The organism is Thermococcus sp. 21S9 (assembly GCF_012027635.1).
Taxonomy (GTDB): Archaea; Methanobacteriota_B; Thermococci; order Thermococcales; family Thermococcaceae; genus Thermococcus.
In genome coordinates this window covers 491,863-504,902 of record NZ_SNUS01000001.1, presented here as the reverse complement: position 1 = coordinate 504,902, position 13,040 = coordinate 491,863, and the positions used below count along the sequence as shown (strand labels likewise).

Below are 13,040 nucleotides of genomic sequence, written 5' to 3'. Positions count from 1 at the left end.
AAAAAATTTGCAATCAAAGGTTCCCCAGGATTTCATCTCCCTCAATCGTTCTCTCGCAGTAGTGGCAACGGAGCTTGAGCGGGTCCCTGCTCTCGACCTTGAAGCGCGGTTTAACGTACTCGTGGTTGCTGACGCAGTTTGGATTCGGGCAGGTGAGAATTCCGACTATCTCGTCCGGAATCGAGACCTTGAACTTCTCCACTATCTTGTAGTCCCTGACGATGTTGACGGTAGCGTCCGGCGCGATGAGTGCAATCTTGTTCACCTCTTCCTCGCTGAGGTAGCGTCCCTCGACCTTCACGATGTCCTTCCTGCCGAGCTTCCTGCTCGGAACGTTCGAGGCTATGAGGAGGGTCCCCCCGTTCGGCTTCGTCAGGCCGAGGATTTCGATGACCTTGAGCCACTTTCCTGCCGGAATGTGGTCTATTACCGTTCCCTCGGGAATTACCTCAACCTTCAGCTCGGGCATTTAAAATCCCTCCAGAACGCCCAATGTCAGACCAAGGAGCGCCATTCTAACCGGCACGCCGGAGAAGACCTGACGGAAGTAGAGCGCGTGCTCGCTCTTGTCAACCTCTGGGTGAATTTCGTCAACCCTCGGGAGCGGGTGCATGACCTTCAGCGTTTCCTTGGCGTTCTTCAAAAGCTTACAGTTCACCTGGTAGCTACCCTTGACCTTCAGGTACTCCTCCTCGTCCGGGAAGCGCTCGCGCTGGATTCTCGTTACGTAGAGCACATCAAGCTCTGGAATCGCGCCCTCAAGGTCGGTCGTCTCGTAAACCCTAACCCCCCTCTCCTTCAGCTCCTCGACGATGTGCCTCGGCATCCTCAAGAGCTCGGGTGAAATCAAATAGAGCTCGACGTCGTAGAACGCTAAGGCCTCCGCGAGGCTGTGAACGGTTCTCCCGTACTTGAGGTCGCCGAGCAGGCCAATCTTGAGGTCGTCAATCCTTCCGAAGGCGCGCTTTATCGTGTAGAGGTCGAGGAGGGTTTGAGTTGGGTGCTGGTTGCTCCCGTCGCCGGCGTTGATGACCGGAACCTCTGCAACCTCCGCCGCCAGCCGGGCGGCACCTTCCATCGGGTGCCTGATAACTATAACGTCGCTGTACTGCTCGACGGTTCTTATCGTGTCGGCAAGGCTTTCCCCCTTCTTGACGCTCGTGCTCGAGGCCGAGGAGAAGCCTATAACCGAACCGCCGAGCCTGTGCATCGCGCTCTCGAAACTCAAGCGGGTTCTCGTCGAAGGCTCGAAGAACAGAGTCGCCAGAATTTTCCCGCGCGCGTAGTCGAGCGAGCCCTTCTCCTTAAGTTCTCCCTCAAGCCTCTCTGCAACCTTCAAAACGAACTCGATGTCCTCCTTCGAGAAATCCCTAATGCTCACAACGTCCCTTCCTTTCCAGTCCATAAGAGCCCTTCCGGTGTAAAAAACGATGGGTTTTTAAGTCTTTTTTGACATCTATGTGTTGAGTCAATGATTTAAACCCTGGTTAGAACATCCAATAACCTGGTTTTAGGGTGATGGTATGAAGACGCCGAGCGTTTACATTGCCGAAGAGCTTATGCCGTATCTGCGCGCGCGGATAGCGGGAATCCTCTACCGTGAGGGGTTCAGACAGTCGAGGATAGCGAGTTACCTTGGCATAACGCAGGCGATGGTGAGCAAGTACCTTGGGGGCACGTACAAGCGTCCTCCAGAGGAGGTCGCATCGCTTCTCGACGGTATCGCCGAGGAAATCGCGAGTTTAATCCTTTCAGGCGCATCGAAGGATGAAATAATAACTTTCACCTCAAGGAGGCTCTTTGAGCTCTTCTCCTCCGGCGACCTGTGCAGGCACTACGCCCTGTACTCGGGAGTGAGCGAAGAAACCTGCAGGTCCCTGTTCGCTCCCCGGGAGTCGATGGCCCTCGAGGAGATGAGGCTGGCCCTCCGCGAGCTTATCTCCCTGCCGGGACTTTCGAAGCTTATCCCGGAGGTCAGGAGCAACTTGGCCTACGCGCCCCCCGGAGCGAAGAGTCCAGCCGACGTAATCGCGATTCCCGGGAGGATAACCCTCGTCAAGGGCCGGCCTTATGCCCTCCCCCCTGAACCCGGAGCGAGTAAGTTTACCGCTTCCCTAATCCTTTCGGTCTCAGGGAAGGCCCCGGAAGTGCGGAGCGTCATGAACGTCAGGCTTGATGAAAACGTGGCCAAAGCCATTAGGAAACTGCCGTTCCGTTATGCAGAGGTTAGAACCGGTGGTCTGAGCGACGAGGAGGCAATAAAACGAATAGCCGGTCTCTTCGAGAACGATTCCCCCGATTTCGTCCTCGACTGGGGTGGGGAGGGCGTTGAACCACTCGCCTACGTCTTCGGTAGGAATCCCCTCGACGTCGTCGGGAAGGTTAAAGCCCTGTTGGAGGTGATGAAATGATTTACAGCAAGGAGCTCTGGTTTTCAACGAGGGGCGAGATTGACCTCGTGGACATAACTGCCGAGGTTGAGAGGGTTGTCGAAGAGTCCGGAATCCAGAACGGGCACGTTCTGGTCTTCGTGCCTGGGGCAACGGGCGCGATAGTTACGATAGAGCACGAGTCGGGCCTTCTGGAGGACTTTAAGAGGGCGTTGATGGAGCTGATACCAAAAGGCGCCGGCTACCTCCATGACCGGATAGACGACAACGCCCACAGTCACCTGCGCGCGACCCTTCTCGGTGCGAGCGAGTGCTTTTCCGTCATAGACGGCCGGCTCGTTCGCGGAACCTGGCAACAGATTTTCTTCGTCGAGCTTGATGTGAGGCCAAGGCACAGGCGCGTTATAGTGCAGGTCGTTGGAGAGTGAGGACTTCTGGTTCTCACACCTTTATAAATCTTGAAAATTTGCGCTTCTCAGGAATTATAACATCATTACAAAGGTGCCTTTTCTGCCATGCATTGAAACCTCAAACACCGTGAAAAGGGGGTAATAACCCGCCCGAGTTCATTGACTCCGCCTTCGGCGGTGCTCCCCGGGCGATTTAGGTTGGGCCTTTCACCATAAAAGGCTTTCTACCACACTTTGACCTCTTCGTTTTCGTTCTCCTCGAGCTCGACCTCCTCGTACTTCCCGCTCAGCTTAATTGAGATGGCGTAGACGAGGGCGATGAGCGAACCGAACAGAAACGCCATGAAAATCCAGACGAGCCTCTCTGATTCTGGCATAAGTTTCTGATTCTTAACGACGTCGTAGGTAACCCACGCGAAGCCCGCGATGTTGAGAGCCCAAATCACACCCCAGATTCCGATGACCACGTCGAACATGAAGAAAAATTAGGAGTGGAGGTTAAAAACTTCACTCCTTCTTGAGCTTCTCGCAGTTCTTGACCCAGTTCTCGAGGACGTCCTTGAGCTTGGGCTGGCCGATTTCCTCGAGCTCGTACTTGACGCGGACGGCCGGCTTGTTGAGGTTCATGAACCTGCGCAGGTCAACGGGGGTACCCATGATGACCACGTCCGCATCTGCCCTGTTGATGGTCTCCTCGAGCTCCTTAATCTGCTTCTTGCCGTAGCCCATGGCCGGCAGAATGAGGTCGAGGTGCGGGTACTTCTTGTAGGTCTCGACGATTGAGCCGACGGCGTAGGGCCTCGGGTCGATGATTTCCTTCGCTCCGAACTTCTTCGCTGCAACGTAGCCGGCTCCGTACTTCATACCGCCGTGGGTGAGGGTCGGACCGTCCTCGACGACGAGAACGCGCTTGCCCTTGATGAGCTCGGGGTTGTCAACGAATATCGGCGAGGCAGCCTCGATGACGGTGGCGTTCGGGTTAATCTTCTCGATGTTCTCGCGGACGGTCTGGATGTCGTCCCTGTTGGCGGTGTCAATCTTGTTGATGATTATGACGTCAGCGGCCCTGAAGTTGGTCTCACCGGGGTGGTACTTGAGCTCGTGGCCGGGCCTGTGCGGGTCAACGACCGTAATCCAGAGGTCGGGCTCGTAGAACGGGAAGTCGTTGTTTCCGCCGTCCCAGAGGATTATGTCGGCCTCCTTCTCGGCCTCGCGGAGAATCTTCTCGTAGTCAACGCCCGCGTAGACAACCATACCGCGCTCGATGTAGGGCTCGTACTCCTCGCGCTCCTCGATGGTGCACTCGTACTTGTCGAGGTCCTCGAAGGTGGCGAACCTCTGAACGACCTGCTTCCTCAGGTCACCGTATGGCATCGGGTGCCTTATGGCAACGACCTTGTAGCCCATCTCCTGGAGGAGCTGGGCGACCTTTCTGCTGGTCTGGCTCTTTCCACAGCCGGTTCTTATGGCAGTAACGGCAACGACGGGCTTGGTGCTCTTGAGCATGGTACTCTTGGGTCCAAGGAGCCAGAAGTCGGCGCCGGCCGAGTGGGCCCTGCTCGCGAGGTGCATGACGTGCTCGTGCGGAACGTCTGAGTAGGCGAAGACGACGATGTCGATGTCGTGCTCCTTGATTATCTTCTCCATGTCGTCCTCGCTCCATATCGGAATGCCGTTCGGGTAGAGCTCACCGGCGAGCTCGGGCGGGTAAATCCTGCCCTCGATGTCCGGAATCTGGGTTGCGGTGAAGGCCACGACCTCGTAGTCGGGGTTGTCCCTGAAGAACACGTTGAAGTTGTGGAAGTCCCTTCCGGCCGCTCCAAGAATAAGAACTCTCTTCTTTTTCTTCTCGGCCATTTTCGTTCACCTCTAAAACTTTGTCCGCTGGTGTATTGCCCTTTACACTTATAACGGTTTTCGTTTAGTGATGAAAGACTTTTACGTAACTCCTTCGAAATCATCTGACGTTTCCTGAAAAACCTTCAAAAAACGCTGAATCTCCGCCGTTTCCAGATTACCCGATTGGTTAATAAACGATTGCCGAAGACGCTTTCGGGGATTGTCATGGAAGGGAATATTGAGGTTAGAACTCACACGGCACTCCACGTGGTCAAGGGTGCGGTTGTGAAGGTTCTCGGCGAAAAGGCCAAGTGGACGGCCTCGACCTACGTTAAAGGCAACCGCGGGGTTCTGGCAGTTAAGTTCGACCGGAAGCCAACGCCCGAGGAAATCGCTGAAATAGAACGCCTCGCCAACGAGAAAGTTAAGGAGAACGTTCCGGTTAAAGTTTACGAGCTTCCGCGTGAGGAAGCGGAGAAGCGCTTTGGAGAGGACATGTACGACCTGTTTCCGGTTCCCGAGGAAGTTAGAACCCTCAAGGTGGTCGTCATCGAGGGCTGGAACGTCAACGCGTGCAATAAGGAGCACACGAAGACGACGGGCGAAATTGGGAAAATAAGAATCAGGAAGGTCCGCTTCAGGAGGAGCAGGGAGCTTTTGGAGATTAGTTTTGAGGTGCTTTAATCTATGGGGCCATGACGAAGCCGTGAACCGCGAAGTCGCTGTCGAAGGTGAACGCCTTCCTGATTCCAAGCCTCTCCATTATTGCGAAAGCTAAGCTGTCGAATAAGTCTATTCCCTGCTGGTCGCGGTACTTGAAGAAAAGCTCCCAGGCCCGTTCCCAGTCCGCTTCGGTTTCCTTCTCGATGAAGATGAACCTGCTCGCGGTGTAGAGGCGGTACTGCTCCTCGGCAACGTCCTTTCCAACGTGCTTTGCAACGCCGTTCAGGAACTCCATCAGCGTGGGCCTACCGATTACGAAAACCGACCCCTCCCTAACGGCGTCCCTAAAGAAGCTCAAGGCCCGCTCGTGCTCCGGGTCGTCCCTGACGAGGAGAGCTATCATGGCGCTCGTGTCCATGTAGAACAGCTCTGGCCTCAGTGGCTTCGCCATTCGACCACTCCCCAGTCCTCATCGTGGCTCGTCTTCCTGCCCTTAAGCTCCACCGCGCCGAATGCCTTCCAGATTGGGTCTTTTTCCACTTCCTCCTCTGTTATTCCCGCGTTTCTCTTGAGGTACTCCTCTATGGCCTCCCGGAGTATCTCCTTTATGGGCTTCCCCTCCCTGAGTGAGAGAGCCTTGAGCATTGAGTACAGGCTCTCATCAATCTCGGTCTGCACATGTTTTGTAGATGACATGGAATCACCATAAACATGAAGAGAAGTGGAGCATTTAAACCTTCACTTCCGCACCCACAGCGCCCCGGCCATTCCGAAGTAAGTTGGACAGGCGTATGCGCTCGCCTTCAGCTCGAACTCTGCCTTTCTCATGGCTCCAAGCATTATCAGCATCTGCCAGTAGCTGTCCACGAGGGCCTTCCTAACGAGTTCCTCGGGGATGCTGAGAAGCTCTTCAAGGCGGTTCTCGTTAATCAGCTCCATTATCAGCCTATCATAGATTTCGCTCTCCTTCACCTTCCCGTAGGGGCCGTTTTCATCGTGCCCGTGCCCGTGGTCCGCGCTGATTATCAGCGCAACCCTCTTCCCCTCCCGCTCAAGGACCTCGCCGAGGATTTCGCCAAAGCGGACGAGCGTTTCCCTGCCAACTCCCCTCGATGGCGCCATCAGGACGAGCGGTTTCCTTTCGAGGAACTGGAGCGGAATCAGCTCACCCCAGCTCAGGGGCCAGCGCGAGTATTCACCGCGTAGCGATGCAAAGTTCAGGTCAACGACTGGCATTCCCGCCTCCTTCTCGGCTCTGTAAATCTTCTCCGCCAGCTCCCTATCGGTTTTCCACTCGCCGGGCAGTTCCTTCCCCTCAAAGCCGAGCCACGAGACGAGGTTTTCAGCGAGAATGACGCCGAGATGGTCGCTCATTCTGACGTTGTGCGGGCTTATCAGGACGTAGGAGTCCACACCCCTGAACTCCTCTCCGATTCTCCTCAGGACTTCCGCGAGCCTCTCGGTTTTCTCGTCTGGGGGCTCAAGAACGGGGTTTCCGTGGGGCATCAGGCCTATTCCGACGAGCATCTCAATCACCTCAGACAGTTTTCAAGCCCCTCGAGCGGGCACTCCGTTATCTCCCCTGCCGGGGCATCTTTCAGCGTTCTCAATCCAGAACCGGTGAGAATCGAGACGACCTTGGCTCCTTCTGGAAGGTCGAGCTTTTCCAGAGTTGCTATTCCCGTCGCGCTCGCCGGCTGGACGAAGAGGCCTTCGAGGGCGAGCCTTTCCTGGGCTTTTCTGATTTCATCGTCCGAAACTGAAACGCAACCCCAGCCGAACTCCCTCAGGAGTTTCAGAACCGCATTCCCGCTCGGCGGGTAGGGGTTCGCTATTGCCTTCGCTATCGTTCTCGGGTTCTCGAAGCGCTCCACCTTTTCCTTCCCCTCGCGGAAGGCCCGGCATATCGGAGAACAGCCCTCGGCCTGAACCGCTATCAGCTTTGGGAGTTTTTCAATAAGCCCATTCTCGTAAAGCTCGATGAAGCCTTTGGCTATTCCCCTGAAAAGACCGCCCGAGCTGGTTGGAATTAGCACGTAGTCAGGGGTCAGCTCCTCGGCTATCTCAAACGCGATACTCTTGTAACCCTCGATTCTGAAGGGGTTGTCGGAGTTCATGAAGTAGACCCCGAGCCGTTCGCCGAGTTCTAGGCTTTCAAAGTAGAGCCTCCCGTAGTCCCCGAGGACCCTTATCACTTCCCCGCCGTAGACCGAGACGGCCTTTAGTTTCTCGTCGCTTGCGCTCTCGGAGACGAGAATTTTAGCTTTCAACCCGAAGCGTGAAGCGTAAGCCGAGACGCTCGCCGCCATGTTTCCGGTCGAGACAGTCCCAACGGTCTCGTAGCCTGCTTTGAGGGCGTAGCTCATCGCGAGGAAGGTGCCCCTGTCCTTGAAGCTCCAGGTCGGGTTGACGGTCTCGTTCTTGAGGTATAGCTTAACGCCGAACTCCTCGCCGAGCTTCGACTTCACAAGCGGGGTGTCGCCCTCGCCGAGCGAAAGCTCAAGGACCGGCTCAACCGGCCAGAAGTCCCAAAAGCGTTCCCAGACGCTCTTTCCGATGTAGGGTTCTCCCTCAAAGAGCTCGAACTCGACAGGTTCACCGCACTCGCACCTCTGGACGGGCTTCTCATAGGTCTTACCGCAGATTGGACACCTAAGCTTCAACTCTGACCCTCCTCACGGCTTTTAGGGTGACGGTCTTTCCGTCGAGGGTGATTGTGACCTTCGCGTAGGTGTCCTTTTCGGCGAGGCTCTTGAGGGTTTCGGCGAAGGTTTTCGCGGATTTTGCGCTGGAGAACTCAACCTTCCAGAGGAGGACGTAGTCGGTTCCGTTGGTCGCGAGGATTAGGTGGTCGCCGAGCCACGCGCTCGAAACGTTCCACGCGGTCCCGTTGTCGAGCTTGGCAACGTCCCTGAGGAGGACATAGACGTAGAACTCACCCATCCTGTCGTCCCTCATGACGCTCCAGTTGGCCGGAACGCTCAGCGAAACGTTTACCGGAGTCACGTTCTCCAGATAGAGCTCGGGGTGCATTATCTGGGCCGTTGAGACGGGATAGTGCCTGTAGGCCTCGTTTACAAGTTCCCAGCCACCTTTTTCGTAGAGGTAGCGGACGAATGGGTCGCCGAAGACGTAGGGGAAGATGCCGATGTCCGTTAGCGGGTTCCCGCTGAGGGAGCGTATCTTGTATATGGGAATCCCGTTCCGCTCGCAGTAAAGGTCCGCAACCAAATCTGCATCGCCTTCAACCAGTGCCCTCACCGCGAGAGTCCCGTCGAAGGTGCTGGCACCGTACTTTGCGTCGAACCACTGCTTTTGCAACACGTGCGTAAGCTCATGCGCCAAAGCCCTCTTCGCCATCGCTGGGTTTCCCTCGAAGTTCTCCTCGATGACGTAGATTGTGTTTCCAACCGTGAGGGCAATCCAGCCGGCGCTTTGCTCCTCCTTCGCCTTGATGAAAGAGTAGTTCCCCGGCAGAAGGAGGGTCATCTTGTATGTGAGCTCCTGAACCTTCAGCTCCTCCTCGTTCTGGCTTTCGGGCCCGAAGAGCCTTATCGCCTCGGCCCTGCTGATGACGATTACCTTCGGCTTCTCCTTGAAGTGTAATCCCCTGATTTCCTGAACCTGCTCGATGATATCGTTAATCTGGTTGAGAATCGCGTCGGTGGAGTATGCTAGGTCAACCGCCGAGTAGAGCGACAGAACGACCGTCGCGACGAGAAGAACCGCGAGCGCTTTCTCCTTCATTCCCATCGGAGAAGGTTGGAAGGGGAGTTAAAAAGGGATTTGGTGCAAATCTAAAACTCGACGAACTCCTCCTTCATGCCGTCCTTCGTGATGACGACGACCTGAACCTTCCTGTCCCCGGTGTATACGTCGCGCTTTCCGGCGGTTCTGACGGCCCTAACCGCGAGCTCCTTGGCTTCTTCGACGCTCATGTCCTTCCGGAAGCCCTCTTCGAGGACGGCTATCGCGAACGGACTTCCCGAGCCGGTGGCCGTGTAGTCGTCGAAGATGAGACCTCCGAGCGGGTCGAGGTTGGCTAAGGTGGGCTCCTTGACGTAGCCACCTATGATAATCTGCACCATATACGGAAACCACTTGTTCTCGTTGAGGATGTTGCTGAGCAGATGGGCCATCGCCTTGGCCGTCATCGGCCTTCCCCAAGTGAACTGGTAGTAGCGCGCCTCTGCCTCCAGCATTCTCGCCAGAGCCTGGACGTCGCCGACGCTTCCCGCGGTGGTTATGGCTATCCTCTCGGTTATCGGGATTATCTTCCTGATGTTCAGGGTCTCAACCATGTGGTCGAGCGAGGCCTGAGTGTCAGCCGCGAGAACCACCCCGTCCTTGGCCTTTATTCCCACCGTTGTTGTTCCGGTCTTCTTCTCCACCTTCTCTCACCTGAAGTAAGAAACGCGCCGAAGTTTTAAACCTTAGCCCTTCAGCCCCGGCACGAGAAGGCGCTTCCCCTCGGCCTCGATTATCTTCGCCTTTATCCCGTAGGTGGTCTCTATCACCGCTGGCTCCAGCTTCCTCGAAGGCCCTTCCCAGACCTTTTCGCCGTCCTTCAGGACGAGAACCCTGTCTGCGTAGCTTAACGCGAGGTTGAGGTCGTGGAGGACCGCAACGATAATCTTCTCCCCTTTGAGCTTGTTAAGCAACTCCATCACCATGAGTGCGTGGTTCACGTCGAGGTGGCTCGTGGGCTCGTCGAGGAGGATTGATTTACTCCCCTGTGCCAAAGCCCTCGCTATGAGCGCGAGCTGGAATTCCCCACCGCTGAGGCTCGTTACTCTTTCCTTTCTCCTCTCCCAGAGGCCGACCCTCTCGAGCGCTTCCCTGACGCTTCCCCGCGTTATGTAGGCGCCCATCTCGACGAACTCCTCAACTGTGAAAGCGAACTGGGGAAGGGAACTCTGGGGAACGTAGGTTATGAACTTCGCCCTTTCAGCCGGCCTGAGCGATGTCAGCTCAACGCCATCGAGCCTGGCCGTTCCCATCGGCTTTAGAATTCCGACGAGGCACTTGAGGAGCGTGCTCTTCCCGGCCCCGTTGGGCCCGATTACCGCGAGAAGTTCGCCCCTCTCGGCTTTGAGCTCTACGTTTTTCAAAACCTCCCTCTCGCCGTATGCGAAAGAGATTCTCGCCTCAAGCAACGAGCTCACCCCTCTTGTGCCTCATCAGGAGGTAGAGGAAGAAGGGCGCGCCCATGAGGGCCGTTACTATGCCGACCGGGATTACGGTGGGCTTCGCCACTGTTCTCGCGAGCAAATCCGCAACGACGAGCAGAACACCGCCGAAGAGGGCCGTTGCTGGCGTTAACTCCCTGTGGTTCGGCCCGAGGAGGAGGCGCATTATGTGGGGACTTACCAGTCCGATGAAGCCGATTATTCCGGCGGTGTAAACGGCGAAAGCAGTAAGCGTCGCTATGACGCCGAGGAAGATTTTTCTGTACAGGTGAAGGTCGAGGCCGAGGGCTATGCTCTCCTCGCCGAGGAGTATTAGGTTCAGCTCGCGCCAGCGCCAGCTGAGGAAGCCAACGCCGAGAAGCGAAACGATGAGCATTATCCCGACGTCCCGCCAGGTGCTCCCGTTGAAGCTCCCGAGAAGCCACATCCAGCTCAGATGGCTCTCCTGGGGGTGGGTAACGTAGATATACCACGTTATCGCGTTTGCAAGGAAGCCGTAGGCTATTCCCGCCAGGAGGAGGGTGTCAACGGGAACCGCACCGTTCGTTCTCGCTATCGTGTAGACGATGAAGACCGAGAGGAAGGAAAAGAGGAGCGCGAGGGGGGCCATGTAGGCCGGGTTAATCAGCGTTCCGATGGCTGAGCCGAGCGCGGCGCCGGAGCTTATCCCTATTATGTATGGGTCGGCGAGGGGGTTTCGAAAGAGGGCCTGGCTCGCGACTCCGGCACTCGCCAGCGCGAGGCCGACGAAGTAAGCGAGAAGGACCTCAGGTAAGCGGAGTTGCCATACGATGACGAAGTAGTCCGGCGCCTTTCCGGGGTTTACCTCCGTGAAGTGCGAGAGGGTGAGCTTTATTCCATAGGATAAGCTTTGAGTGACATCTGAAACGCTCAAGCTAACCGGGCCGAAGTAAACACCGAGGAAAATCGAGAGGGCTGAAAGGAGGAGCAGGGCGGGGAGCCACTTTCGCATGTGCTGGAGTTTTTGTCCAGCCTTTTAAAGTTGATGCATCAGCCAGGAATCCGGTCATCATCCCGGGGTCAGGTTCGAGAGTGCTCATCACGTCGGGGTGGCCACCCCATAGAGAGTCCCCTCAAGCCTTAAAAGCCTTGGGGGATAGTTACTACCATGAGCGTCTCAGCGAGGGAAGTGAGGGCCAGAATACCGCTGGCACTCGTCACGATACGGCCGGCGAAGCTCTTCGACATAAGCGACGTGATGAGAATCGAGAGGGAGTCCTTCCGCGAGGCCTACCCGAGGGGAATCTTCCTCGTCTTCCTTGAGAACAACCCGGACACTTTTCTCGTTGCCGAGTACAACGGCAGGGTAATCGGCTATGTCATGGCCTACCTCCGCCCGGACCTTGAGGGGCACATAATGAGCATAGCCGTTGAGGAGCGCTACCGTGGAAACGGCATAGGCTCGGCCCTGCTCACAGAGGCGATAGACAGGCTCATTGCGCGGGGAGCTCGTTACATCGGCCTCGAAGTTCGCGTGAGCAACGAAAAGGCCATAAAGCTCTACGAGCGCTTCGGCTTCCGGAAGGTGAAGCGGATTATCGGCTACTACTCGGACGGCGAAGATGCATACTACATGCTCCTGCCTGCAGAGGAATGGAGGGGAAGCTGATGATAGTCTTTTACCTGAGCGGGGATAGAGTATTCTCGACAGACCAGAACGCGATAAACGGCCTTTACAACAAGCGCCACTTCGGAAAGCTGGTGGAGGGCAAGCTCTTCCTCTCGCTACTTGAAGCTACATATCTCGTCGAGAGGGGCAAGATAGAGGTCAGGGACGGGAAGAGAAAACTAACCGTCGAGGAACTCATGAACCTCGGGAGGAAGAGGGACGAGCTGTTCGACGCCAAGTACCTCGTCTACAAGGACCTGCGCGACAGGGGCTACACCGTCAAGTCCGGCCTCAAGTTCGGCTCGCACTTCCGGGTTTACAGGCGTGGAATGGACGAGCACTCCCAGTGGCTCGTGTGGGTCCTGCCCGAGAACTCCCGCCTGAGCCCGAACGACATAACAGCGCGCGTTAGGGTCGCCCACGGCGTCAGGAAGAACATGGTGATGGCGATAGTTGATGAGGACGCGGACGTTACATATTACAAGGTCGAGTGGACGAAGTTCTGATGGTGTATCGCCATGAGAACATTGGCGCTTGTACTTCTTCTGTGGCCCTTTCTCTGGCTCATTATCCGTCTCATGTATCCCCGCTTGTTCTTGAGTTCTTGGCCGGGTAAGGAGCTAATCGCGCGGTTCCTTTTGGTGTCATTACTCTCCGCAGTCCTTGGCACTATCCACTTTTTAACACTCTTCAGCGGTGTTTTGTCCATTGCATTAATCTCGCTGGTGCTCTGGGCGGTTACAATTGGCTGGATTGTGCCGAAATGGGATAACAGACGCATGATTAAAATGGGCTTTTATGATGAAGAGGTATCCTCCGGAAAATTCGAGGAGCTCGCGGGAGTTGGACTGCTTACGCTCTTTATCTCCTACTTCTTGGGGTTTTTGATTTCAGGATTGTTTTTTGCAGGAGTATAAAG

General features: G+C 56.1%; 18 protein-coding genes. 6 read left to right on the top strand and 12 right to left on the bottom strand.

Features of this window, described 5'->3' with window-relative positions; all coding sequences use genetic code 11:
• Positions 1-13: 13 nt before the first annotated feature.
• Together pyrI and pyrB are read right to left on the bottom strand one after the other, a co-directional pair.
• Positions 14-469: an aspartate carbamoyltransferase regulatory subunit gene (pyrI, locus tag E3E28_RS02915; RefSeq protein WP_167913956.1), complete on the bottom strand. Its 456-nt coding sequence runs from the start codon at positions 467-469 to the stop codon at positions 14-16.
• Complete coding sequence (gene pyrB / locus E3E28_RS02910) at positions 470-1,405, bottom strand: aspartate carbamoyltransferase (protein WP_167913955.1); 936 nt, start codon at positions 1,403-1,405, stop codon at positions 470-472. It lies immediately after the preceding gene.
• A 118-nt stretch (positions 1,406-1,523) separates the two neighbouring features.
• Here pyrB and E3E28_RS02905 point away from each other — a divergent pair, with 118 nt between their 5' ends.
• Both E3E28_RS02905 and E3E28_RS02900 read left to right on the top strand, forming a co-directional pair.
• Positions 1,524-2,411: a thiamine-phosphate synthase family protein gene (locus tag E3E28_RS02905; RefSeq protein ID WP_167913954.1), complete on the top strand. Its 888-nt coding sequence runs from the start codon at positions 1,524-1,526 to the stop codon at positions 2,409-2,411.
• Positions 2,408-2,818 (top strand): secondary thiamine-phosphate synthase enzyme YjbQ, encoded by a 411-nt coding sequence (locus tag E3E28_RS02900; protein WP_167913953.1) that lies wholly within the window; start codon positions 2,408-2,410, stop codon positions 2,816-2,818. Before E3E28_RS02905 ends, E3E28_RS02900 begins: the two co-directional genes overlap by 4 nt.
• Positions 2,819-3,024: 206 nt before the next feature.
• Here the strand turns inward: E3E28_RS02900 and E3E28_RS02895 are convergent, their stop codons facing one another.
• Both E3E28_RS02895 and E3E28_RS02890 read right to left on the bottom strand, forming a co-directional pair.
• Complete coding sequence (locus E3E28_RS02895) at positions 3,025-3,276, bottom strand: hypothetical protein (RefSeq protein ID WP_167913952.1); 252 nt, start codon at positions 3,274-3,276, stop codon at positions 3,025-3,027.
• Between the two features lie 31 nt (positions 3,277-3,307).
• On the bottom strand, positions 3,308-4,657 hold the full coding sequence (locus E3E28_RS02890; RefSeq protein WP_167913951.1) for a cyclic 2,3-diphosphoglycerate synthase: 1,350 nt from the start codon (positions 4,655-4,657) through the stop codon (positions 3,308-3,310).
• Between the two features lie 207 nt (positions 4,658-4,864).
• Here E3E28_RS02890 and E3E28_RS02885 point away from each other — a divergent pair, with 207 nt between their 5' ends.
• Positions 4,865-5,323, top strand: a complete 459-nt coding sequence (locus tag E3E28_RS02885; protein WP_167913950.1) for an alanyl-tRNA editing protein — start codon at positions 4,865-4,867, stop codon at positions 5,321-5,323.
• Between the two features lies 1 nt (position 5,324).
• On the opposite strand, the gene E3E28_RS02880 is transcribed toward E3E28_RS02885, so the two are convergent.
• From E3E28_RS02880 to E3E28_RS02845, 8 genes are read right to left on the bottom strand one after another with little or no spacing between them, the layout of a single operon-like run.
• Positions 5,325-5,753, bottom strand: a complete 429-nt coding sequence (locus E3E28_RS02880) for a type II toxin-antitoxin system VapC family toxin (RefSeq protein WP_167913949.1) — start codon at positions 5,751-5,753, stop codon at positions 5,325-5,327.
• The gene (locus tag E3E28_RS02875) at positions 5,738-5,998 is read right to left on the bottom strand and encodes a ribbon-helix-helix domain-containing protein (RefSeq protein ID WP_167913948.1); all 261 of its coding nucleotides are present in this window, start codon (positions 5,996-5,998) and stop codon (positions 5,738-5,740) included. Before E3E28_RS02875 ends, E3E28_RS02880 begins: the two co-directional genes overlap by 16 nt.
• Positions 5,999-6,040: 42 nt before the next feature.
• Positions 6,041-6,829, bottom strand: a complete 789-nt coding sequence (locus E3E28_RS02870; protein ID WP_167913947.1) for an extradiol dioxygenase — start codon at positions 6,827-6,829, stop codon at positions 6,041-6,043.
• 5 nt (positions 6,830-6,834) lie between these two features.
• Positions 6,835-7,965 carry a threonine synthase gene (gene thrC / locus E3E28_RS02865; RefSeq protein ID WP_167913946.1) on the bottom strand — a complete coding sequence of 377 codons (1,131 nt, stop codon included), beginning with the start codon at positions 7,963-7,965 and terminating at the stop codon, positions 6,835-6,837.
• Entirely contained in the window at positions 7,955-9,055 is a 1,101-nt protein-coding gene (locus tag E3E28_RS02860) for a DUF4157 domain-containing protein (protein ID WP_240921643.1), read from the bottom strand. Before E3E28_RS02860 ends, thrC begins: the two co-directional genes overlap by 11 nt.
• 44 nt (positions 9,056-9,099) lie before the next feature.
• Positions 9,100-9,693, bottom strand: a complete 594-nt coding sequence (gene psmB / locus E3E28_RS02855; RefSeq protein ID WP_167913945.1) for an archaeal proteasome endopeptidase complex subunit beta — start codon at positions 9,691-9,693, stop codon at positions 9,100-9,102.
• Between the two features lie 42 nt (positions 9,694-9,735).
• Positions 9,736-10,467 carry an ABC transporter ATP-binding protein gene (locus E3E28_RS02850; RefSeq protein ID WP_167913944.1) on the bottom strand — a complete coding sequence of 244 codons (732 nt, stop codon included), beginning with the start codon at positions 10,465-10,467 and terminating at the stop codon, positions 9,736-9,738.
• The gene (locus tag E3E28_RS02845) at positions 10,451-11,464 is read right to left on the bottom strand and encodes an iron ABC transporter permease (protein WP_167913943.1); all 1,014 of its coding nucleotides are present in this window, start codon (positions 11,462-11,464) and stop codon (positions 10,451-10,453) included. The genes E3E28_RS02850 and E3E28_RS02845 overlap by 17 nt, the downstream gene beginning before the upstream one ends.
• A 156-nt stretch (positions 11,465-11,620) precedes the next feature.
• Here E3E28_RS02845 and rimI point away from each other — a divergent pair, with 156 nt between their 5' ends.
• From rimI to E3E28_RS02830, 3 genes are all read left to right on the top strand, one after another.
• Entirely contained in the window at positions 11,621-12,121 is a 501-nt protein-coding gene (gene rimI, locus E3E28_RS02840; protein ID WP_167913942.1) for a ribosomal protein S18-alanine N-acetyltransferase, read from the top strand.
• Entirely contained in the window at positions 12,121-12,627 is a 507-nt protein-coding gene (gene endA / locus E3E28_RS02835; RefSeq protein WP_014122621.1) for a tRNA-intron lyase, read from the top strand. The genes rimI and endA overlap by 1 nt, the downstream gene beginning before the upstream one ends.
• A gap of 135 nt (positions 12,628-12,762) precedes the next feature.
• Positions 12,763-13,038 carry a hypothetical protein gene (locus tag E3E28_RS02830; protein ID WP_167913941.1) on the top strand — a complete coding sequence of 92 codons (276 nt, stop codon included), beginning with the start codon at positions 12,763-12,765 and terminating at the stop codon, positions 13,036-13,038.
• Positions 13,039-13,040 lie beyond the last annotated feature (2 nt).

Coding starts and splice junctions, on each gene's coding strand:
- pyrI (WP_167913956.1), bottom strand. CDS start 469: ATGCCCGAGCTGAAGGTTGAGGTAATTCCCGAGGGAACGGTAATAGAC.
- pyrB (WP_167913955.1), bottom strand. CDS start 1,405: ATGGACTGGAAAGGAAGGGACGTTGTGAGCATTAGGGATTTCTCGAAG.
- E3E28_RS02905 (WP_167913954.1), top strand. CDS start 1,524: ATGAAGACGCCGAGCGTTTACATTGCCGAAGAGCTTATGCCGTATCTG.
- E3E28_RS02900 (WP_167913953.1), top strand. CDS start 2,408: ATGATTTACAGCAAGGAGCTCTGGTTTTCAACGAGGGGCGAGATTGAC.
- E3E28_RS02895 (WP_167913952.1), bottom strand. CDS start 3,276: ATGTTCGACGTGGTCATCGGAATCTGGGGTGTGATTTGGGCTCTCAAC.
- E3E28_RS02890 (WP_167913951.1), bottom strand. CDS start 4,657: ATGGCCGAGAAGAAAAAGAAGAGAGTTCTTATTCTTGGAGCGGCCGGA.
- E3E28_RS02885 (WP_167913950.1), top strand. CDS start 4,865: ATGGAAGGGAATATTGAGGTTAGAACTCACACGGCACTCCACGTGGTC.
- E3E28_RS02880 (WP_167913949.1), bottom strand. CDS start 5,753: ATGGCGAAGCCACTGAGGCCAGAGCTGTTCTACATGGACACGAGCGCC.
- E3E28_RS02875 (WP_167913948.1), bottom strand. CDS start 5,998: ATGTCATCTACAAAACATGTGCAGACCGAGATTGATGAGAGCCTGTAC.
- E3E28_RS02870 (WP_167913947.1), bottom strand. CDS start 6,829: ATGCTCGTCGGAATAGGCCTGATGCCCCACGGAAACCCCGTTCTTGAG.
- E3E28_RS02860 (WP_240921643.1), bottom strand. CDS start 9,055: ATGGGAATGAAGGAGAAAGCGCTCGCGGTTCTTCTCGTCGCGACGGTC.
- E3E28_RS02845 (WP_167913943.1), bottom strand. CDS start 11,464: ATGCGAAAGTGGCTCCCCGCCCTGCTCCTCCTTTCAGCCCTCTCGATT.
- rimI (WP_167913942.1), top strand. CDS start 11,621: ATGAGCGTCTCAGCGAGGGAAGTGAGGGCCAGAATACCGCTGGCACTC.
- endA (WP_014122621.1), top strand. CDS start 12,121: ATGATAGTCTTTTACCTGAGCGGGGATAGAGTATTCTCGACAGACCAG.